The organism is Streptomyces sp. NRRL WC-3742 (assembly GCF_000720635.1).
GTDB lineage: Bacteria > Actinomycetota > Actinomycetes > Streptomycetales > Streptomycetaceae > Kitasatospora.
In genome coordinates, this window is record NZ_JOCF01000003.1 from 167,061 (window position 1) to 188,674 (window position 21,614).

The following is a 21,614-nucleotide window of genomic DNA, read 5'->3' on the forward strand; positions in this document are numbered from 1 at the left end:
AAATTCGAATCGGACTCTGCGAAGGGAAAGGAAAAGGCGGTAGCATCGGCTGGCACGGTTGACTGTCCAGCAGGGGGAACGATGAATCGTTTTGTGGACGAAATGACAGAGCTGTCGGCCGGGGTCCGGTATTCACTGAAGGGGTTGGAGGGCATCGCGCCGTCCGCCTCCTCGGTGGTCGAGCTGATCGACCGCCAGTGCGCCCGGACGCCCGGGGCGGTGGCGGTGTCCGGTGCGGAGCGCCGGATCGGCTACGCGGAGCTCGCCGGTGACGTGTCCCGGCTGGCCCGGCGGCTGCGGCAGGAGGGCGTCCGGCCGGGGCAGGTGGTCGGCGTGTCGGCGGAGCGCTCGCCGGAGCTGGTCGTCGCCCTGCTGGCGGTCCTGAAGGCGGGCGGCGCCTTCCTCTACCTGGACCCGGCGCTGCCCGCCGAGCGGCTGGGCTTCATGGTCGAGGACGCGGACGCCGCGCTGGTGCTCGGCGGGCAGGAGCGGCAGCCGGACTTCGGTGGACGGCGCGCCCTGCCGCTCGACGCGCAGCCCCTGGCCGACGAGGTCGCGGAGGACGTGGAGGTCGCGGCCGCGCCCGGGGACCTGGCGTACGTCATCTACACCTCGGGCTCGACCGGGCGCCCCAAGGGCATCCTGGTGGAGCACGCCGGTCTGCTCAACTACGTGGAGTGGCTGGTCGCCGAGTTCTCCGCCGGGCAGCCGGTGACCAGCCTGCTGCACAGTCCGCTCGGCTTCGACTTCTCGCTCTCGAGCCTCTTCCTGCCCCTCGTCACCGGTGGTGAACTGCGGCTGGCACCGGCCGAGTTCGAGCACGAGAGCCTGGCGGAGGCGATCCAGGACCAGAGCCTCGACCTGGTCCGGCTCACCCCCTCGCACATCGAGGTGCTGCGGGCCGCGCTGGACGGGCGGCGCGACCTGCCCGGCGCCCGGGTGCTGCTGATCGGCGGGGAGGTGCTGAGGGCGGACCAGGTCGCCGCGCTGCGCGCGCTCTTCCCGTCGGCCTCGCTCTACAACCACTACGGGCCCGCCGAGGCGATCGTCGGACGCTGCTTCCAACGGCTCGACGAGAGCGAGGAGTTCAGGCTCGCCGACTACGCGCCGGGCGACCCGGTGCCGGTGGGCCGCCCGATCCCCCACACGGAGCTGGTGGTGGAGCAGGGGCCGGACGGGGCGGGCGAGCTGCTGATCGCGGGCCTCGGCCTGGCGCGGGGCTACCTGAACCTGCCCGAGCTGACCGCGAGCAGCTTCGTCCGGTCCGGGGCGGACGGGCGGGTGTACTACCGCACCGGGGACCAGGCGGTGGTCGACGGCCACGGCCGGCTGACGGTGCTGGGCCGGGCCGACGACCAGGTCAAGGTGCGGGGCTACCGGGTCGAACTCGGCGAGATCGAGGCCGCGCTGCGGACCGTCGACGGCGTGCGGGCCGCCGCGGTGGTACGCACCGTGCGCCCGCACGAGGCGCTCTGGGCCTTCGTCGTGGGCCCCGGCCAATCCCGGCTGGACGCACCGGAGTTGCGCGCCGACCTGCAGCGCAGGCTTCCGGCCTACATGGTGCCGCACCGGCTGCTCGCACTGGACGAGCTCCCGCTCAGCGCCCACCGCAAGCTCGACCGGGCCGCGCTGGTGGCCGAGGCCGAGCGGATCGGCCTTACCGCAACGGACGACGTGGCACCCCCGGCCGGGGGTGGCCGGCTGGCCGAAGCCTACCGGGCGTGCGCCCAGGTGCTGGGGGTGGCGGAGGTCCGTCCGACGGACAACTTCCTCGCCCTGGGCGGGGATTCGATCACGGCGATGAAGCTGGCCGCGGCCTGCCGCAGGCTCGGCATCGGCCTGCGCAGTGTCCGGGTGCTCGCCACGGACACGCTGGCCGAGGCGTTCGCGGGCATCGAGAACTAGTGCCCGCCTTGCGGAGGTTGCCGAACGGATCAGCAACCTCCGCAAGACGCTACGCACGGGCCGTCAGCAGGAAGAGCTGACCGGCCCGCTCCGGGTCCCGGGCGGTCTGCAGGTGGTCGAGCTCGACCAGCGCCGCCAGGGTGTCGGCGTCCTCGTCGGGGACGCTGACGCCGACCGCCTGCGCGTCGGGGAAGGTGCAGAACGGTGTCGTGGCGACCTCGCCGAAGCCGGACCCGCGCAGCTCCTCGGCCAGTTGGGAGGGCTCGGTGAGGCGCCCGCGCAGCTGGGCGAGCTCCATCGGGGAGTAGAAGGACAGGAAGCTCTGGAACGCGCAGCGCGGGTCCCAGGCGCTGACCACCAGCCGGCCGCCGGGGCGCAGCGTTCGCCGGGCCTGGGCGAACAGCCGCAGCCGCTGCGCGTCGGAGAGGTGGTTGACCGTGCCCATCATGCAGGTGATGAGGTCGAAGGAGCCGTCCCGGAACGGCAGCGCCGTCCCGTCGGCGACCACGAAGCGGCGCAGCCACTCCGGTTCGACGCAGGCCCGGACCCCGGAGTCGCGCAGGTCGATGCCGACCGAGCGGACGCCGTACCCGGCCAGCACCTGCGGGTAGCGCAGGGTGCCGCTGCCGATGTCGAGGGAGCTGCCGATCCGGGTGGGGTCGACGGCGGTCAGCAGCTGCACCATCTCCAGCCGCTTCTTGACGGTGTCCTGGACGGCTGTGTTGTCGAACTGGTGGTAGAAGGAGGAGTCGTAGGCGTCGATGCCGCGCTGGTCGACCGAGGGCAGCAGGTCGCGCGCCGCCAGCCGCCGGACGGTGGAGACCGTGGGCGGCACCGTGAGGTCGGCGTCCTGCGCGGGCTGTCCGGACCGGAACTTGCGCAGGTGGGCCCAGGCGTCCTGGTAGTCCGCGTCCCAGCTCAGCAGGAACTCCAACTGCCGCGCCGCCTCCACCGTCCGGCCGCGCTCACCGAGGCCCCGGGCCAGGTCGTAGAGGGCCTGCTTCTGCTCCTCGGAGGGCCCGCAGGCGGCGGCCCGGCGGTAGACGGAGTCCGCGGCGGCGGCCGCGCCGAGGGCCTGGAAGCAGTCGCCCATGCCGTGCAGTGCCCGGGCCCGCAGGTGCTCGGCGGCGAAGGCGGCCTGGTAGTGGCCCACCGCCTCCTCGAAGCAGCCGCTGCGGGCGAACGCCGAGGCCGCCTCGAAGGCCGCCTCCGGGTCGCCGGCCGGCGGGTCGTTACGGACGGCCCCGGTGATCTCCCGATCCGCCTCGCCCGGCTCGATCGCGCCCGCGTCGGCCAGCCGCCGCAGCCGCCGGACGGCGAAGCCCGTCGAGGCGGCGCCCAGGTAGAGCTCGGCGGCGCGGGCCGCCCGCTCGGGTGCGGGCAGCTGCCGCTCGGCCGCCAGCAGCGCGGCGGCCGCCTGAGCGGAGAGCCGCAGGCACAGCCCGTAGGCGGTGCCGACGGACGTGGTGGCGGTGACCAGACCATCCTGCCCGAGGGCCAGGGAGGAGACTCTGCCGTCCAGCCGGACCCGCTCCAGCACGGTGCCGTCGAGCCGGGCGAGGACCCGATCCCCGTCCGCCGCGATCTCCAACTCCGCTGCGGCGGTGGCGATCCGGCGCGGCCCCGCCGGGACCGGGCCGGGCTCCTCGCGGATCCACAGGATTCTCATGCGCTTGCTCCTCGCCCGGTGGTGGGGGCCTCGGTGCCCGCCCGCTCGCGCAGCCGGGCGCTCAGTGCGGCGACGGTCGGCTCCTCGATGAAGGCGGCCAGTTCCAGTTCCACCCCGAAGCGCGCGTTCAGCTGGCTCAGCAGGGTGACCGCGATCAGTGAATCGCCGCCCAGGGTGAAGAAGTTCTCGTGCACGCCGACCTCGCTCAGCCCCACCGACTGCTCGTACAGCCGCAGGACCTCGCGCTCGAGCTCGTCCTGGGCGGCGGTGCGGTCGGCGGAGGTGACGACGACGGGCCGCTCGGCCAGGGCGCGGCGGTCGACCTTGCCGCTGGGGGTCAGCGGGAAGCGGTCGAGGGCGACGAAGACGGACGGCACCATGTAGCCGGGCAGCGCGGCGGCCAACTGCTCCCGTACGGTGGAAGCCTGCCCGTCGTCGGCGAGCAGGTAGGCGATCAGCCGGCGGCCCGTCCCGGCGCCCTCGTGGACGACGACCACGGCGTCCGCCGGTCCGGGGACGGCCTTGAGCGCGGTCTCGACCTCGCCGAGCTCGACCCGGTGCCCGCGGATCTTCACCTGGTCGTCGCGCCGGCCGAGGAAGACGACGCGGCCGTCCGGCTCGATCCGGCCGAGGTCGCCCGTGCGGTAGAGCCGGGCGCCGGGGGCGCCGGCCGGGTCCGGCACGAACTTCTCGGCGGTGAGCACGGGCCGGTTCAGGTAGCCGCGGGCCAGCACCGGGCCGCCGATGCCGAGTTCGCCCTCGGCGCCGTCCGGCAGCGGGCGGCCGTGCTCGTCCAGCACGTACATCCGCGCGGAGCTGATCGGCCGTCCGATGGAGGGCAGTTCCGGCCAGCCGTCCGGGTCGGGGTCCAGCCGCAGGGCGGTGACGATGTGGGTCTCCGAGGGGCCGTACTGGTTCTCCAGGGTCAGGTCCGGCAGCTCGGTGAAGAACCGCCGCAGCGCCGGGGTGACGTGGAGCTGCTCGCCCGCCGTGATGATCTCGGTCAGCGACAGCGGGTACCGCCGCTGCTCGTCGGCCGCCCGGGCGAGCGCCTGCAGGGCCACGAACGGCATGAAGACGCGGTTGACCCGGGCCTCGTCGACGAAGGCCAGCAGCCGGTTGGAGTCCCGGCGGACCTCCTCGTCGACCAGCACCAGGCAGCCGCCGCAGGCCCAGGTGCTGAACATCTCCTGGAAGGAGGCGTCGAAGCTGGCGGGCGAGAACTGGAGGGTGCGCGACTCGGGCCCGCAGTCCGAGGCGGCCCGCTGCCAGGCGATCAGGTTGGACAGCGGCCCGTGGCCCATCGCGACGCCCTTGGGGACACCGGTGGAGCCGGAGGTGTACATCACGTAGGCGAGCTGCTCGGGTGCGGCGGCTCGCTCCGGGCGGGTCTGCGCGTCCGGCGCAGCCGTCTCGAGCAGCTCGTCCAGCAGGACCACCCGGACACCGGCGGGGACGGGCAGCCGGGTGAGGGCGTCGCGCTGGGTGAGCAGGACGGCGGCCCCGCTGTCGCGGATCATGAACTCCAGCCGCTCGGCCGGGTATCCGAGGTCCAGCGGCAGGTAGGCCGCGCCGGCCCGGAGGATGCCCAGGACGGCGATCGGGAAGTGGAAGGACCGGTCGGTGGCCAGGCACACCACCGTGTCGGGGCCGCAGAGCCGGGCGAGCTGGGCCGCGAGGTGGTCCGCCCGGCGGCCGAGCTGCTCGTACGTGAGCTGCTCGCCCCGGTACTCCGCCGCCGGAAGGTCGGGGGTGGCGAGCCGCTGGGCGGCGAACATCGCCTGGACGCTGGGCAGTTGCGGCACTTGCGGCAGTTGCGGCAGTTGCTCGGTCATGCCGACTCCCCAGGAGTGGGCAGGGCGGCGGTGACCAGCGCGGCCAGCTCCCGCACGTGAGGTTCGGTGAACATCGAGAAGTGGTCGCCCGGGGTGCGGAGGGGCTCCACCGGCGCCTCGGTGAACTCCTGCCAGCTGTCGGCCGCCTGATGCTGGTAGACCGGGTCGCCGGCGGCGGCGAAGACCAGGAGGACGCGCTCCACCGGACGGGCCGGCCGGTAGCGCAGCAGCGCCCGGGTGTGGGACTCGAACCGCGTCAGCCGGGCGAGCAGCTGCGGGTCCTCGACCGTCTCGGTGCCGGAAGCCTGCGCGGCGGTCAGGCCGAAGGCGCGCTGGACGAAGCCCTGGAGCGCCCGGTCCTCCGCCAGCGGCCGGTACTCGGGCAGGTCGGCGCCGAGGTAGCCGTCGAGCAGTGCCAGCAGCTCGACGGATTCGCCCTGCTCGCGCAGCCGTCCGGCCATCTCGAAGGCGATCGCGGCCCCCATCGACCAGCCGAGCAGCGCGTACGGCCCGTGCGGCTGGACGGCGCGGATGCGCTCCAGGTGCCGGGTGGCCAGGGACTCGACCTCGGTGTCCGCGTCGTCGGCCGCCCCGAGGGCGTGCAGGCCGTAGACGGGCCGGTCGGCGCCGAGGTGCGCGGCCAGCTCGCGGAAGCCGGTGATCTCGCCTCCGGCGGGGTGCACGCAGAACAGCGGCGCGCCGGTGCCCTGGCGCCGCAGGGGCACCGCGCCGGCCGGGTCCGGCGTGGCCGAGACAGCCGGGCCGTCGAGCAGTTCGTGGATGCGCTCGGCGAGGTAGGCGGCCGTGGCGGGTTGGCGCCCGTCGCTCTCGGGGGTGTCCTCGAACAGGACGGAGAGCGGGAGGACGGCGCCGAGCCGTTTCCTGATCCGGGCGATCAGCTGGGCGGCGAGCAGCGAGTGGCCGCCGAGCTCGAAGAAGCACTCGTTCCGGCCGATGCCTTCGATCTTGAGCAACTCCTCGAAGATCCGCAGGAGTTCGTCCTCGACGAGGTCGTGGCGGACGGCGGATTCCTTGGTCATACGGCGTCCTTGGTCATGCGGCGTCCTTGGTCATACGGAGCCTCCGGGCGGGTCGGTGCGGGGGACGAGGGTGACCTCCAGCCGGTCGAGGCCGTGCAGGAAGGTGGAGGCGGAGCGGACGGGCACGCCCGCGGGCACGATCCGGGCGGCCCGGTCGAGCAACACCTGGAGCAGGGTGCGCAGTTCGAGCCGGGCGAGGGCGGCGCCGATGCAGTAGTGCGGCCCGGCGCCCAGGCTCAGGTGCGGGTTGGGGCGGCGGTCGATCAGGAACTCGTCGGGCCGCTCGAAGACGGTCCCGTCGCGGTTGCAGGACGGTATCCACAGCACGACCCGGTCGCCGGCGGCCAGTTCGGCCCCGCAGAGCTCGGTGTCCCGGGTCGCGGTGCGCATCATGTGCATGGGCGGCGTCGTCCAGCGCAGCACCTCCTCCACGGCGGGCCCGAGCAGGTGCGGGTTCTCCGCCAGGCGGGCCCAGGTGTCCGGGTGCTCGGCCATCGCGAGGACGGCACCGGAGACGGCGTGCCGGGTGGTGCCCAGGCCGCCGTTGACCAGTCCGTCGCAGTTGAGCAGGATCTCCTCGTCGGTCAGCCCGCCCGGTCCGTCCTGGTCGCGCAGCAGGCTGCTGATCAGATCCTCGTTCGGGTTCTCGCGGCGGTCCTCCAGCATCTCGGCGAAGTAGCCGAAGATGCCCGCGCTGGCGGCCTGGCGGGCCGCCGGGGAGGCGTTCTCCTCGCGGAAGGCCGTCCCGGCCAGCGCGGCCAGGTGGTCCCAGTCGGCCTCCGGCACGCCGAGCAGGTCGCAGACCACCCAGGTGGGCAGCACCTCGGCCAGGCCCGTGACGATCTCCACCGGCCGGTCGCCGACCAGGGCGTCCAGCCGCTCGGCCAGCCGTCGGCGCAGGACCTCCCGGGCTCCCTCGAGCGCCCGGCGCTGGAGCCAGGGCGCCAGCGCCGCGCGCACCCGCTGGTGCTGCGGCCCGTCGGAGACCACCAGCATCCGGCCCGCGGCGGCCCGTACCGCCGCCTCCGGCGCGCCCAGGCGCATGCCGAGGGTCGAGGTGAACAGCTCGGGGGCGCTCAGCACCTGGGTCGCCGCGGCGTGGCCGGTCACCGACCAGTAGGGGCCGAAGGCGGGGGAGTCCAGCCGCTGGACGGGCGCGCCCCGGCGCAGCTCGTGCCAGCCGGCCGGGTGGTCGGGGCGCTGGTGGGCGGCCGGGTCGGTGGGGTCGAAGGCCGGGCACCCGGGGGGCGGGGCGGCCGCGCGAGGGCTGGTCATCGGGCGTCTCTCCTGGCAGCGGTGGTCCTGGAGGCGGTGGCGTGCTCGGCGGCCAGCCGGTTCAGGGCGGCCCGGTCGAGCTTTCCGTTGGGCAGGACGGGCAGCCGCTCCAGCACCTGGGCGGCGCGCGGCGCGGCGGCCTGCGGCAGCGCGGAGAGCAGGGCGCGGTAGAGCAGGGCCGGGTCGAAGCCGGGGCGGGGGGCCACCACGAACGCCACCAGCCGTACGGGCGCGCCGGGGCGGCGCACCACCCCGACGGCGGCCGCGGCGGCGCCGGAGTGCTCGCGCACCAGCTGCTCGATCTCCGGGAGTTCGATCCGCATCCCGGCGAGCTTCAGCTGGTCGTCCGCGCGGGCGAGGAAGTGGACGGTGCCCGCTTCGTCGAGCCGGGCCAGGTCGCCGGTCCGGTAGCCGGGCCGCCCCTCGACCGGGGCGAACGGTCCGGGCCCGTCGCCGTGGCCCGCGTACCCCAGGGCGACGCCGGGGCCGCTGACCCACAACTCGCCGGTGCCGGAGGCGAGATGGACGGCCGCGCCGGGGATCGGGCGGCCGATCGGGACGCTCGTGCCCGCCGCGTCCTCGGGCCGGCAGGTGTGCGCCAGGGACCAGACGGTGCACTCGGTGGGGCCGTACTCGTTGTGCAGCGCGGCCCCGGGCAGCTCGGCGAAGTGCTCCCGGACCAGCGCGGGCGGACAGCTCTCCCCGGCCACGATCACGCACCGCAGGCTCGCCAGCGCCTCCCCGTGCCCGGCGTCGAGCAGCGCCTCGTACAGCGAGGGGAGCAGCAGCAGGTGCGAGGCGCGGTGCCGGGCCGCCGCCCGGGCGATCGCCTCGGTGTCCAGCGGGTTGGCACTGGGCACGACCAGGTGCGCGCCGGTGGCCAGCGACCAGTAGATCCCGGCCACCGAACTGTCGAAGGAGATCGAGGAGCAGAGCAGGAAGACCGACGGTGCCTCGCCGTAGTACGCCGTCCGGGCCTCGGTGGAGTAGCCGAGGTTGCCGTGCGAGACCGTGACGCCCTTCGGGGTGCCGCCCGAGCCGCTGGTGTACATGGTGTACGCCGGACGGTCGGCGGGCAGCTCGGGCAGCTCGGGCAGCTCGGGCAGCTCGGGCAACTTGGCCACAGCGGAGGACGGTTCGGGCAGGCCGACGTGGAAGACCCGGTGCTCGGCCGTCTCGGGCTCCCCGGCCTCGAGCACCAGGAACCGGGCGCCGGAGGCGCGCAGGACGGTCTGCTGCCGGGCGGCCGGGAACCCGGTGTCCACGGGCACGTACTGCGCTCCGGCGCCGAGCACGCCGAGCATCGCCGCCACCGCCCAGCGGCCCGGCCGGGCCCGTACGACCACCGGTTCTCCCGCCCGGACCCCGGCCGCCGCCAGCTCACCGGCCAGTCGGGCGGCGTGCGCGTGGAGCTGACGGTAGGTCAGCGAACCCTCCGGGTCGGTGACGGCGGGCCGGTCGGGCCGCCGCGCGGGCCAGGGGCGCAGCAGCTCGAGGATCGGGCGGGTCGGGCCGAGGGGCGGCCCGGCGATCGTGGTGAAGGTCAGACCCGGTTCCACGGCGCCTCCCCGTCGGCGAGTTGGGACAGCGGCCGGTCCGGGTCCACGAGCAGTCCGTCCAGCAGGGCCGAGATCCGCCCGAGCAGCCGGTGCACGGTCGGTTCCTCGAAGAGCTCCGCGCGGTACTCCAGGAAGCCGCTGAGGCCGTCCGGGGCGTCGCGCAGGATCAGCGCGAGGTCGCAGCGGGTGGTGTCCAGGCGGGAGGGCATCGGCCGCACCTCCAGGCCCGCCAGCGCCTCGCCGTCGTCGCCGCCGGGCGTGGTGTCCAGCACCAGCTTCACCTGGAACAGCGGCGCGTGGCTGCCGCTGCGCCGGGGGTTGAGGGCGCGCACCACCAGGTCGAACGGCACCTGCTGGTGGGCGAGCGCCTCCAGTACGGTGGCCCGGGCGCGGCGCAGCAGCCCGCGCCCGCTCGGGTCCCCGGAGGCGTCCAGGCGCAGCACCAGCTGGTTGACGAAGAAGCCGATCATCCGTTCGCTCTCCGGCTCCTGCCGGTTCGCCACATCGGTGCCGACCGCGAGGTCCGTGAGCCCGGTGTACTCGTGCAGCGCCGCGCCGAGTGCGGTCAGCAGGACGGCGAACGGGGTGGTGTTCGTCTCCTGGGCGAGTGCGCGGACGGCCCGAGCCGTCCGCTCCGGGTAGCGCACCGGCACCACCCGGCCGGCCGAGGAGAGCCTCGCCGGGCGCGGGTTGTCGGTCGGCAGCGGCGGCAACTGGGCGACGCCGTCGAGGCGTTGCTTCCAGTGGTCGAGCTGCTGGTCGAAGTGTCCCTCGTCCAGCAGCCGCCGTTCCCAGGCCGCGTAGTCCGCGTACTGGACGGCCGGCGGTGGCGTGGCGGGGGCCCGCCCGGTGCTGAACGCGCCGTACAGCTCGCGCAGTTCACCCATGAACAGGCCCATCGACCAGGCGTCGTGGACGATGTGGTGGAAGCTCAGCAGCAGCGCGTGGTCCTCGGGGGCGAGCCGCACCAGGTGGGTGCGCAGCATCGGCCCCTCGGCCAGGTCGAAGGGCCGGTGGTACTCGAGGTCGGCGAGCCGTTCGAGCTCGGCCTCCCGAACCTCGGGGGGAAGGCCGCCCAGGTCGATCAGCGGCGCCTCGAACGGCCGGTACGGGCGCACGGACTGCAGGGGCAGCCCCTCCGGGGCGACCAGCACGGTGCGGAGCACCTCGTGCCGGGCGACGATCCCGTTCAGCGCCCGCTGGAGCGCGGCCAGGTCCAGCGGCCCGCGCAGCCGGTCGAAGGCCGGGACGTTGTACTCGACGTCGCCCGGGCGGAGCTGGTCGGCGATCCAGAGCCGCTCCTGGGCGAAGGACGGCGCCATCTCCTCGCTGCGGGCCACCCTGGCGAGGCGCGGCCGCTCGGCGGCCGAGGCGTCCGGGGCCGCCGCTTCGCTCAGCAACCCGTCCAGGTGGGCGGCCAGTTCGCCGAGTGTGCGGTACTCGAAGGGGGCGCGGACCGGGAGCTCCACCTCGAACCTGCGGCGGAGCCGGAAGACCAGCTGCAGGGTCAGCAGGGAGTGGCCGCCCAGGCCGAAGAAGTCGTCCTCGGCCGTGACGTCCGTGCAGTGGAGCAGCTCCTGCCAGATCGCGGCGACGGCCTGCTCGGTGCCGGTCAGCGGGCGGGCGGCGACCTCGAGGGCCGGGCGCTCGGCTCCGGCGGTATCGGCTGCCGGGTCGGTGGCGAGCCGGCGCAGCATCGCCCGGTCGGCCTTGCCGTTGGAGGTCAGCGGCAGCTCCGCGAGGACCACGAACCGGGCGGGCAGCATCGGTTCGGGCAGCCGCTCGCGCAGGTGCTCGGAGATCTGCGGTACGGCGGCGGAGGCGGCCCGGTGCCAGAGCGGGTCGTTGGCGTACCGGCGCGGCTCGAAGGCGGGCAGCGGTTCGGCGGCGGGCGCGGACGGCGTGGCCGCCGTCGTGTCCTCGCGCACCAGGACGGCGTCGAAGGCGCCGTCCGCCCGCCCGGTGTGCCAGCTCAGCTCGACCCGGTACCCGTGCCGCTCCTCCAGCGCCCACAGGTCCTCGGGGTCGACCCCGGCGGGCTCGCGGGCGGTGGCGGCCCCCAGCAGTTCCCCGACCGAGGAGGCCGGGTCGCGCTCGGCGAGCAGGCGGTGCAGCTCGTCGGCTGTGGCGAGGCGGGCGTTGGGGACGTTCCGCAGCCGGAGCCGTGGCGGCTTGTGCTCGTCGAGGAGCCGGCCCAGGGCTTCGAGGTCCAACCCCTCGGCCGACCGGTCGAGTTCAGGCCCGCCGAGTTCAGGACCGTCGAGTTCGGGCCCGTCGAGTCCAGGCCCGTCGGGTTCCGAACCGGCGGGGGAGCCGACGGTGAGCACCACGTCGTAGCGGAAGCAGCTGAGCTCGTTGCGGTAGCGGCCGCGCTTCGGCAGGACCCGGACCTCCCGGATCCCGGGCCGGCGCCGTCCGAGCTCCTCGAACAGCCGTGGGTCCAGGCAGAGTTCGGGCTCGTTGGCGACGGCCCGCCGGACGCGCGAGCGCAGCTCGGCGATCCGCATGGCGGCCGGGGCCTTGTGGGCCTGCACCGAGGTGTGGAAGAGCTCCAGCAGCGGCAGGCTGCGCAGGTCGCCGAGGAAGACGTGGCCCCCGGCGGGCATCGCGGCCACCGCGCGCTCGATCACCTCCAGCAGGTAGTCCACCGAAGGGAAGTACTGGACCACCGAGTTGACCACCACGGTGTCGAACTCCTGGCCCTCGGGCACGCTCAGGTGCGCCGGGGCCGCGAGGAGCTCGGCGCCTTCGGCGGCCGTCCCGGGCAGGGTGCGCCGCAGGTAGGCGATGGCGGCGGGCGACAGGTCGGTGCCGAGGTAGGAGGCGCAGGAGCCGGCCACCCGGCTGGTGATCATGCCGGTGCCGCAGCCGATCTCCAGCACCCGTTCCGGGCGCAGTGCGTGGATCCTGGCCACGGTGTCGTCCAGCCAGGCCGCCATCTCGCCCTCGTCGAGCGGGCGCCCGGTGTAACTGCTGTTCCAGCCCGCCAGGTTGAACGTCGGGTCGGCGTCCTCGCGCAGGTCGCGGTAGGTGTCCTCGTAGAGCCGGTGCCACTCGTCCAGGCGCTCGTGCTGCCAGTCGGCCGCCTGCGACTGCGGCCGGAGCCGGACGAAGGCGGTGAGCTGGTCCTCCCCGGAGGGGCGGGGGACGAGGTCGACGGCGCACTGGCGGACGGCCGGGTGCGCGGTCAGCGCGGCCTCGATCTCGCCGAGCTCGATCCGGTAGCCGCGCAGCTTCACCTGCTCGTCGCGGCGGCCCAGGTACTCGAGGTCGCCGTTGGGCAGGTGGCGCGCGAAGTCGCCGGTCCGGTACAGCCGCGCGCCCGGCTCGTCGGCGAACGGGTCCGGTACGAACCGCTCGGCGGTGAGCGCGGGCCGGCGCCAGTAGCCGTAGCCGACGCCCGCCCCGCCGACGTAGAGCTCCCCGGTCACGCCGACCGGGACGGGCCGCATGGCGTCGTCCAGGACGTAGACCCGGGCGTTGGCGATCGGGGTGCCGATCGGCACCCGGCCGGAGGCGGAGCGCTCCTCGCCGACCTGGTAGGCGGTGCAGGCCACCGCGGTCTCGGTCGGGCCGTACTCGTTGACCAGCACCGGGCCGCCGGGCCCGCGCAGGTCGGCGATCGACTCCTCGTACAGCCCCTCGCCGCCGATGATCACCGTACGGGCGGGCAGCCGCCCGGCGCCGGGGGCCGGTCGGCGGTGCTCCAGCAGGCGCAGGTGGGAGGGCGTCAGCTTGACGAAGGCCATCTCCGCGCCCGGCGCCACCCGGTCCAGCAGCAGCGGCAGGGCCGTCCCCGGCGCGGCCTGGGCGGGCGGGAGCAGCAGCCGCTGGCCGACCAGCAGCGGGGCGAAGATGCTGGTCACCGTGAGGTCGAAGGCGAGCGAGGAGTGCACCGGCACGCCGTCGCCGTTCTCCGGGGTGAAGCGGCCGGTCACCCAGGAGAGGTAGTTGACGAGGTGCCGGTGGGCCAGCACGGCGGCCTTGGGCGCGCCGGTGGAGCCCGAGGTGTACATCAGGTACAGCGTGTCCTGGGGCGTGGCACCGCCGACCGGCGCGGTGTCCGGGCCGGAGGCGATGGCCTCCCAGTCGGTGTCCAGCCGTACGACCTCGGCGCAGGTCACGCGCGGCTCGCCCCGGGTGACCAGCACCGCGGCGGCGCTGTCGGCCAGCACGGCGGCGTGCCGTGAGTCCGGATGCGCCGGGTCGAGCAGCAGGAAGGCCGCGCCGGACTTCATGACGCCCAGCAGGACGGCGATCGTCTCCGCCGCGGGGTCGAGCAGGACGGCGACCACCTCGCCCGGCCGGGCCCCCAGGGCGCGCAGGTGGTGGGCCAGCCGGTTGGCGGTGCGGTCCAGCTCGTGGTAGCTGAGCTCGGGGGCCTCGACGGCTTCGGCGCCCTCGGCGCTCTCGGTGCTGACGGCCACGGCCTCGGGCGTGCGGGCCGCCTGGGCCTCGAACAGCTCGGTGAGCGTGGCGTCGGGCACCGGGGCGGCGGTGTCGTTCCACTCCCGCAGAATGCGGTGCAGCTCCTCGCCCGGCACGATGGGGTAAGCCCCGGCCGGCCGCGCGGGATCGGCGGCGACGGCGGTCAGCAGCAGCTCGAAGGAGCGGGCGAACCTCGCCACGGTCGCCGCGTCGAACAGGTCCGTCGCGTAGTCGATGAAGCACTCCAGGCCCTCGGGCGTCTGGAGGATGTTGAGGTCCAGGTCGAAGCGCGCGGCGTCGGAGTCGGTGTCCAGCAGCTGCACCCGCAGGTCCGCCATCGACTCGGTCAGCGGCGGTGTGTTGTGCAGGGTGAAGTTGACCTGGTAGAGCGGGTTGTGGCCGAGGTCGCGCTCGGGGGAGAGCCGCTGGGCGATCTCGTCCACCGGGACGTCCTGGTGCTCGTACGCCTCCAGGCAGGTCTGCCGTACCTGGGCCAGCAGCTCTTCGAAGGAGGCGCCGAGGTCCGGCCGGACGCGGTACAGCAGGGTGTTGGCGAAGAAGCCGATCAGGCCGTGGAGTTCGGGGCGGCGGCGGTTGGCGATCGGGCCGCCGACCACCAGGTCCCGGTCGCCGCTGTAGCGCGCGAGCAGCAGCGCGAAGGTGGCGAGCAGGGCCATGTGCGGCGTCGCGCCGGACCGGGCGCCCAACTCGGTGAGCTGCGCGCCGAGTTCGGCGGAGAGCCGGAAGCGGTGGGTGGCACCCCGGTAGCTCTGAACCGCCGGGCGCGGCCGGTCGGTCGGCAGCCGCAGCAGGGCGGGCGCGCCGCTCAGCCGCTCCACCCAGTACTCGAGCTGCCGCGCACCCTCCGCGCTGCGCGACCACTCCTGCTGCCACCGGCTGAACCCCGCGTACTGCACCGGCAGCGGCTCCAGCGGGGACGGCAGGCCCATCTGGAACGCCTCGTACAGGTCCTGGAGCTCCCGGCCGAAGACGGCCAGGGACCAGCCGTCGATCACCGCGTGGTGGAAGGAGGCCAGCAGTACGGCCTGTTCCGCGCCGAGCAGCACCACGGTGAAGCGCGCCACGGCCCCGGCGGCCAGGTCGAACGGGCGGGAGCGCTCGGCGAGCATCAGCCGCTGGTGCTCCCGCTCCCGTACGGGCCGGGGCAGCCCGCGCAGGTCGACCACCGGCAGCGGCGCGCCCGTGGGCGGCACGACCCGCTGCACCGGGGTGCCCGCGACCTCCAGGAAGGCGGTGCGCAGCACCTCGTGGCGGGCGGTGATCTCGTCGAGGCAGCGGGCCAGCACCGGGAGTTCGAGCGGGCCGGTCAGCCGGTAGGCGTTCAGGTTGTGGTAGAACGCGCTGTCCGGCTGGAGTTCGCTGAGGAAGAGGACCCGGCGCTGGGCGGAGGAGAGCGGCGCGTCGGCCTCGCCGGTGTGCTCGGTCGGTTGCGTCGGTTCGGTCAAGTCGGTCATGGGTGTGCCGGGCCTCCGGTCGGCCGGATCGCCACAGGCTCGCCGCCGCCCGTCCGGTCGCCGTCGCGCAGCGCGTCGACGACCCGGGCGAGTTCGGCGACGGTGGCGCTGCCGAGGAAGCGTTCCAACGGCAGCTCGACGCCGAAGCGCTCCTGGTATCCGGTGATGAGGATGGTGGCCAGCAGGGAGTGGCCGCCCAGGACGAAGAAGTTGTCGTGCCGCCCGACCGCGTCGAGGCCCAGCTGCGCGGCCCAGTCCTCGGCGAGCAGCTGCTCGGTGGCGCCCACCGGCGCGGCGTACGGCGCCCGGCCCGGGGCGGGCTCGGGGGCCGGCCGTGCGGCGGGGGAGACCTGGGCCAGCGGCAGCGGCAGGTCCGCCACGCCCTGGTCGGGGTCGGCGGCCATGGCCTCGAGCACCAGCGCCCAGGCGTCGGCCAGCTGCGCCACCGTCCTGCCGTCGTAGAGGTCGGTGGCGTACTCGAAGGAGCCGGTCAGCCGGTCGTCGCCGTCCAGCACCGTGCAGACCAGGTCGAAGGTCGAGGTCTCGCGGTCCACGGCATGAAGCCGGGCGTCCAGGCCGGGGAAGGTGAGCTGCGGCGCGCGGTCGTCCAGCAGCTGGAAGACGGTCTGGAAGACGGGGTGGCGGCCGGGCTCGCGGACGCCGCCGACCTCCGCCACCAGCTGTTCGAAGGGCAGCTCCTGGTGCTCGTACGCGTCCTGGCAGGTCCGGGCGGTGCTGCGGAGCACCGCGCGCAGGGAGTCCTTCGGATCGACGGCGGTCCGCAGCGGCAGCATGTTGACGAAGCAGCCGATCATCTCGCGCAGCTCCGGGCGCTCACGGCCGGAGGTGGTGCCGCCCAGCACGATGTCGCCCAGCCCGGTGCGCCGGTGGGCCACCACGGTGAAGGCGGCCAGAAGCGCCATGAACAGGCTGGCGCCCTCCTCGCGGCACAGTGGCCGCAGCCGCTCGGCGAGGTCGGGTGCGAGCGGCGCGAGGTGGGTCCCGCCCCGGTGGGAGGGCCGCTGGGGGCGGGGCCGGTCGGCGCCCAGGTCCAGCTCGGTGAGGTCGGCCAGCTTCTCGCGCCAGTAGGCGACGGCGGGGTCGAAGGCGCCGCCGTCGACGGCCCGGCGCTGCCAGGCCGCGTAGTCGGCGTACTGCAGCGGCGGGGCGGGCTCGGGGTCGGTCCGGCCGGAGACCCGGGCCCGGTAGCGCCCGGCCAGCTCCCGGAGGAACAGGTCGAGGGACCAGGCGTCGGCGATGATGTGGTGCAGCGTCACCAGCAGGACGTGCCGCTGCCGGGAGAGCCGGATCAGCCGTAGGCGAACCAGCGGGGCGCGCTTGAGGTTGAACGGTTCCTCGGCCTCCTGCCGGGCCAACTGCTCGACCAGTTCCCCGGCCGTCGGCACGCCCTCGGCGGGCGGAAGGGCGGAGAGCGCGGAGAGGTCGATGACGCGCAGCACGGGCTGCTGCGCCGTGACGATCTGCAGCAGCCTGCCCTGCATCGTGGTGAAGCAGGTCCGCAGGCTCTCGTGGCGCTCCACGCAGTCCCGTACCGCCCCGGTGAGGCAGCCGAGGTCGAGCTCGCCGGTCAGCTCGATGCTCCGGGCGATGTTGTAGACGGCTCCGGAGGGCGCGGTCCGGTCCAGGAAGTGGATCCTGGCCTGGGCCGAGGAGACCTCGGCGGCGGTGGCCCGTGCGTTCACAGCGAACCGACCGCTGCGCTCGGCTCGGCGGTCGGCTCGGCCATCGCCACGGCGATCCGGCGCGGCGGGGTGAACGGCTCGCGCCCGTGCGCGGTCAGCATGTTGTCCACGATCAGCACGTCGTCCTCGCGGTAGTCGAACCGGGTGGCGGCGGCGCGGTAGCAGTCCCGTACGTGCGCCATCACCTCGTCCGGGATGGCGCCGCCGTCGCCGAAGTAGCTGTTGTTCGGCAGGTCCTCCTCGTCGAACATCTCCCGCATGCCGTCCCGGACGTCGGGGGAGAGCGAGGACAGGTGGAAGATCGCGGCGTGGTTGAACCAGACCGCCTCGCCCGTCTCCGGGTGGCGGTGCACCGCCTCGCGCACCGAGCGGGTGCGCAGCCGGCCGCCGGGCAGCCACTCGGCCTCGACCCGGTTGGCGGCGCAGAAGCGGTCCACGTCCTCGCGGCTGTCGGTGTCGAACACCTCCTGCCAGGGCAGGCCGAAGTCCGAGCCGAAGTTGCGCACCACCATCCAGCGGCGGCGGGTGAACTCCTCCAGCACCGCCGGGTCCAGTGCGCGCAGCACCTGCCGGACGTCGGCCAGCGGCGTGGCGCCGCGGTCGGCCGGGGCCTGCACGCAGTGGAAGAACAGCGTCATAGGCCACGCGCTGCGGTAGGAGTTCTCGTTGTGGAAGAAGATCTCCTCGTGCGCCGGGTACTCCGTCGAGGTGTAGACGTGCCCCTTGATGGTGGTGCGCGGCGAGGAGCGCTCCTGGTAGGCGAGCGGCTCGCCGGAGAAGCGGCGCACCGCCTCCGCGAAGCCGTCCACGCCGCCGACCCGGAAGCCGCGGAACAGGATCGCCCCGTGCCGGCGCAGGTCGGCCCGCAGCTCGGCGCGCCTGCCGGTGAGCAGGTCGTGGAGGTCGTGCAGATCGCCGGTGGGCGCGTCGGCGCCGATCACCAGGGGCAGCGTCGCGCCGCCGTCGGGCCGCCCGTTCATGCCCGGGCCGCCCGCAGGTCGTCGGGCAGCTCGAAGCGCAGGTCCTGCTCGCAGAACGCGCGCCACTGCGGGGTGGCGCTGTCCCACAGCACCTCCTGGTCGGCCAGCACCGGGTTCCGTACGACCGTGAGGTCCTCGCGCAGGAACACCACCGTCTCGTCGGGCAGTTCGGCGCTGCCGGGCAGGGCGGAGTCCGCCCAGTCGGCGAAGCGGCGGACGTCGCGGAGCAGGAAGCCCCGGTAGTACGTGGTCACTGCGCCTGCCTCTCCTGTATGCGGACGCGCAGGCTCAGGGGCCTGATGTCCGTCCAGACGTCCTCGATGCGGCGCAGGCACTCGGCCCGCGTGCCGCTGGTGCCCTCGTCCCGCCAGCCCGCCGGTGCGGGCCGGTCGGCCGGCCAGATGGAGTGCTGCTCCTCGTGGTTGACGACCACCCGGTAGCGGGCTGCGTCCTCGGGCGGCTGTTCCGTCGTCACCATGCCTCCTCTGGCAGTTGGATGGTCTCCCGCTCGACGGGGATGATCGGGCCCAGCCGGGCCGCCGGTGGCCGGGCCTGCCCGGCCTGCGCCTGCCCGGCCTGCTGTTGGACGGCGGCGGCGAGCCCGGCCACGGTGGGGGTCTTGAAGAAGGTCCGGACGGCGATCTCGGAGCCCCACTCCTCGCGCACCTGCGCGATCACCTGGAGGGCGAGCAGCGAGTTGCCGCCGATGGCGAAGAAGTCGTCGTGGACGCCGACCCCGGTGCGCCCCAGGGCCTGCTCCCAGAGCTCGGCCAGGCGCAGCTCGTCCGGGGTGCGGGCCGGGGTCCCGTGGGCGGGCGGGGCCACCTCGGTGCCGCCGGCCGAGGCCAGTGCGGCGCGGTCCAGCTTGCCGTTCGGGGTGGTCGGCAGCGCGGGCAGCAGCACCAGCCGGTTCGGGGTCATGTAGAGCGGCAGGCTCCCGCGCAGCACCGCGTACCAGTCGGTGGCCCCGGCCCCGGCCCCGGCCCCAGGACGCGGCACCAGGTAGGCGTGCAGCCGCCGCTGCGCCGGGTCGCTGCCCTCGGTGACCACCACGGCGTCCTGGACGCCGGGTGTGCGGCGCAGGGCGGCCTCGATCTCGCCGAGCTCCACCCGGTAGCCGCGGATCTTCAGCTGCTGGTCGCTGCGGCCGAGGTACTCGATCCGCAGGCCCCCGGGGGTCGGGCGGTGACGGACGCGGTCGCCCGTGCGGTAGATCCGTGCGCCGGGGGCGGTGCTGAACGGGTGGGGCAGGAAGGCGGCGGCGGTCTGGCCGGCGCTGCCGAGGTAGCCGTGGGTGAGGCCCGGGCCGGCCACGTACAGGGTGCCGGGCACGCCCGGCGGCACGGGCCGCAGCTGCTCGTCCAGGACGTACGCCTCGGTGCCGGGCAGCGGGGTGCCGATCAGGATCTCGGGCCCGTGCTCGGCCTGCGGGTCGACCGTGAAGTAGGTGCTGTCGATCGCGGCCTCGGTGACGCCGTAGCAGTTGACCACCCGGGTGTCCGGCCCGGCGAGCCGCTGGATGCGGGCGAGTTCGTCGCACGGGTAGGTGTCGGAGCCGACGATGAGGAGCTTGAGGAAGTCCAGGCCCTCGCCGGTCGCCTCGACGTGGTTGACCAGGTTCCGCAGCACGACGGGCACGAAGTCGGCGACGTCGACGCCCTCCTCGCGCATCAGCCGCAGCAGCCGCTCCGGCTGCAGGGAGACCTCGCGCGGGCAGACCACCAGGGTCGCGCCGGAGCCCAGGCAGCGGGTGAACTCGCCGAGGAACCCGTCGAAGCAGAAGTTCGCCATCTGCAGGTGCGCGGTGATCCGGCCGCGCAGGGCGAAGGCCCCCTGCCAGGCCAGGTGGAAGGTGATCAGGCCCCGGTGCGCGGCCAGCACGCCCTTGGGCCTGCCGGTCGAGCCGGAGGTGTAGATCACGTAGGCGAGGTCGGCGGGCCCGGTCGTCCGGGGCGGGCGGGTGCTCGGCGCCGGGGCTTCGCTCGCGGTGACCAACTCGACCGGGGCGTCGCCGAGTTCGTCGGCCAGGTCGTCCTGGGCGATGACCAGGCGCGCCCCGGCGTCGTCCAGGATCAGCCGGCGGCGGGCGGCGGGGCTCTCCAGATCCAGCGGCAGGCAGGCCGCGCCGGCCTTCCAGACCGCCAGCACGGCCACCGCCGTACGGGCCGAGCGCTCCATCAGGATGCCGACCCGGTCTCCGGGGCGGGCGCCCGCCGAGCGCAGCCGGTGCGCGAGCCGGTTGGCGGCCTGGTCGAGCTGCCGGTAGCTGAGCCGGTCCCGGCCGCTGACCACGGCCGGGGCGTCCGGGCAGCGCTCGGCGTGCGCCTCGATCAGGTCGAGCAGGGTGGGCGCCTCCGGCTCCGGTACGGGGGCTCCGGCGGCGGCCGCCAGGGCGGCGGCGTGCTCGGCCGGGTCGGTCAGGCTCACCTCGGCCAGCGGGGTGTCGGGCTGCTCGACCAGCAGGCCGAGCACCGTACGCCAGTGGCGCAGCATGCGCTCGACGGTCTCGCCGCGGTAGAGCCCGGTGTCGTAGTGGGCCAGGAACTCCATCCCGTCGGCCCGGTCGATCGCGTCCAGGGTCAGGTCGAACTTGGCCGCGCCCGCGTCCACTTCGTGCACCTGGACGTCGAAGCCGTCCGGGTCCAGCGGCCCGGTGGCGGGCACGTGCTGGAAGGCGATCTGGAACAGCGGGCTGACCGACGGGTCCCGCTCGGTGCCGAGGGCGGCGAGCACCTCGTCGAAGGGCAGGTCCTGGTGCTGGTACGCCTCCAGGCAGCCGCGGCGCACCCGGGCCAGGGCTTCGCGCAGGGTCCGGGCGCCGGTCAGGTCGGTGCGCAGCACCAGGGTGTTGAGGAACGGGCCGATCAGCTGGTGGGTCTGCGGCTCGTCCCGCAGCGCGGCCGGGGCGCCGATCGCCAGGTCCTCGCGGTCCAGGTGGCGCGAGAGGGTGACGGCCAGGGCGGTGAGCAGCACGATGAACGGGGTGCTGCGCTCTGCCCGGGCCAACGCCCGTACGGAGTCGGCGAGTTCAGCATCCAGGGGGAGCCTGGTGGCGGTCGCGGGGGCCGTGCGGCGGGGCTTGCGGGGGAAGTCCGGCGGCAGTTCGGTGGTGCTGGGCAGGCCGGCCAGCCGCTGCCGCCAGTAGGCGAGTTGGCGGTCGTACTCGCCGGGGGACAGGCGCCATCCCTCCTGCTCGGCGGCCACCTCGGGGTACTGGGCGGAGAGTTCGGGCAGCCGGTGCGGCCGTCCGGCGGCGAGCGCGTGGTAGCAGCGCAGCACGTCGCGGACGAGGACCGTGGTGGACCACCCGTCGGAGACGATGTGGTGCAGGCTGAGCAGCAGGGTGTGCCGGTCTGCCGACTCGCGCACCAGCACCGAGCGCAGCAGCGGGCCTTCCTGGAGGTCGAAGGGCCGGGCCGCCAACTGCCGTGCTATTCGCTCGCCTTCGGCCGTACGGACCGCCTCGGGCAGGCCGCTCAGGTCGACCAGCGGGGTCGGCCCGGCGGGCTCGGCGGCGATCCGCAGCACGGGCCCGCCCTGTACGGCGGGGAAGCGGGCGCGCAGCACCTCGTGCCGGCGCTGCACCTCCAGCAGGCTGCGGGAGACCGCCGGGTGGTCGAGCGGGCCCTCGATCCGCACGGCCGAACAGACGTTGTACTGCGGGCTGCCGGGGGAGAGCCGGTCGAGGAACCAGAAGCGGCGCTGCGCGGGCGACAGCGGCCGGTGCGATCCGGTGGCGGTCATG

General features: G+C 74.6%; 12 protein-coding genes. 1 reads left to right on the forward strand and 11 read right to left on the reverse strand.

The window, feature by feature from the left end; translation table 11 throughout:
* Positions 1-102 precede the first annotated feature (102 nt).
* Positions 103-1,905, forward strand: coding sequence for a non-ribosomal peptide synthetase (locus IH61_RS0103145; protein WP_051836164.1), 1,803 nt, complete (start codon positions 103-105; stop codon positions 1,903-1,905).
* A 49-nt stretch (positions 1,906-1,954) separates the two neighbouring features.
* Here IH61_RS0103145 and IH61_RS42450 read toward each other — a convergent pair whose 3' ends face one another.
* Genes IH61_RS42450 through IH61_RS0103200 form a run of 11 tightly spaced genes read right to left on the reverse strand, consistent with a single transcriptional unit; the run spans position 1,955 to position 21,613 of the window.
* Positions 1,955-3,574, reverse strand: a complete 1,620-nt coding sequence (locus IH61_RS42450; protein ID WP_051836165.1) for a class I SAM-dependent methyltransferase — start codon at positions 3,572-3,574, stop codon at positions 1,955-1,957.
* Positions 3,571-5,409, reverse strand: a complete 1,839-nt coding sequence (locus IH61_RS0103155; RefSeq protein WP_051836166.1) for an amino acid adenylation domain-containing protein — start codon at positions 5,407-5,409, stop codon at positions 3,571-3,573. The genes IH61_RS42450 and IH61_RS0103155 overlap by 4 nt, the downstream gene beginning before the upstream one ends.
* Positions 5,406-6,449, reverse strand: a complete 1,044-nt coding sequence (locus tag IH61_RS0103160) for a thioesterase II family protein (RefSeq protein WP_031064512.1) — start codon at positions 6,447-6,449, stop codon at positions 5,406-5,408. The genes IH61_RS0103155 and IH61_RS0103160 overlap by 4 nt, the downstream gene beginning before the upstream one ends.
* A gap of 30 nt (positions 6,450-6,479) precedes the next feature.
* Positions 6,480-7,724, reverse strand: coding sequence for a cytochrome P450 (locus tag IH61_RS0103165; RefSeq protein ID WP_031064513.1), 1,245 nt, complete (start codon positions 7,722-7,724; stop codon positions 6,480-6,482).
* Positions 7,721-9,283, reverse strand: coding sequence for an amino acid adenylation domain-containing protein (locus IH61_RS0103170; RefSeq protein WP_051836167.1), 1,563 nt, complete (start codon positions 9,281-9,283; stop codon positions 7,721-7,723). The genes IH61_RS0103165 and IH61_RS0103170 overlap by 4 nt, the downstream gene beginning before the upstream one ends.
* Positions 9,268-15,186: a non-ribosomal peptide synthetase gene (locus tag IH61_RS0103175; RefSeq protein WP_051836168.1), complete on the reverse strand. Its 5,919-nt coding sequence runs from the start codon at positions 15,184-15,186 to the stop codon at positions 9,268-9,270. Before IH61_RS0103175 ends, IH61_RS0103170 begins: the two co-directional genes overlap by 16 nt.
* Positions 15,183-16,889, reverse strand: coding sequence for a condensation domain-containing protein (locus IH61_RS40295; RefSeq protein WP_063763121.1), 1,707 nt, complete (start codon positions 16,887-16,889; stop codon positions 15,183-15,185). The genes IH61_RS0103175 and IH61_RS40295 overlap by 4 nt, the downstream gene beginning before the upstream one ends.
* Complete coding sequence (locus IH61_RS0103185; RefSeq protein ID WP_078910786.1) at positions 16,886-17,869, reverse strand: TauD/TfdA family dioxygenase; 984 nt, start codon at positions 17,867-17,869, stop codon at positions 16,886-16,888. The genes IH61_RS40295 and IH61_RS0103185 overlap by 4 nt, the downstream gene beginning before the upstream one ends.
* Positions 17,866-18,123: a hypothetical protein gene (locus tag IH61_RS0103190; RefSeq protein WP_031064524.1), complete on the reverse strand. Its 258-nt coding sequence runs from the start codon at positions 18,121-18,123 to the stop codon at positions 17,866-17,868. The genes IH61_RS0103185 and IH61_RS0103190 overlap by 4 nt, the downstream gene beginning before the upstream one ends.
* Positions 18,120-18,347: an MbtH family protein gene (locus tag IH61_RS0103195; protein WP_031064527.1), complete on the reverse strand. Its 228-nt coding sequence runs from the start codon at positions 18,345-18,347 to the stop codon at positions 18,120-18,122. The genes IH61_RS0103190 and IH61_RS0103195 overlap by 4 nt, the downstream gene beginning before the upstream one ends.
* Positions 18,341-21,613, reverse strand: coding sequence for a non-ribosomal peptide synthetase (locus IH61_RS0103200; protein WP_051836169.1), 3,273 nt, complete (start codon positions 21,611-21,613; stop codon positions 18,341-18,343). The genes IH61_RS0103195 and IH61_RS0103200 overlap by 7 nt, the downstream gene beginning before the upstream one ends.
* Between the last annotated feature and the right edge of the window lies 1 nt (position 21,614).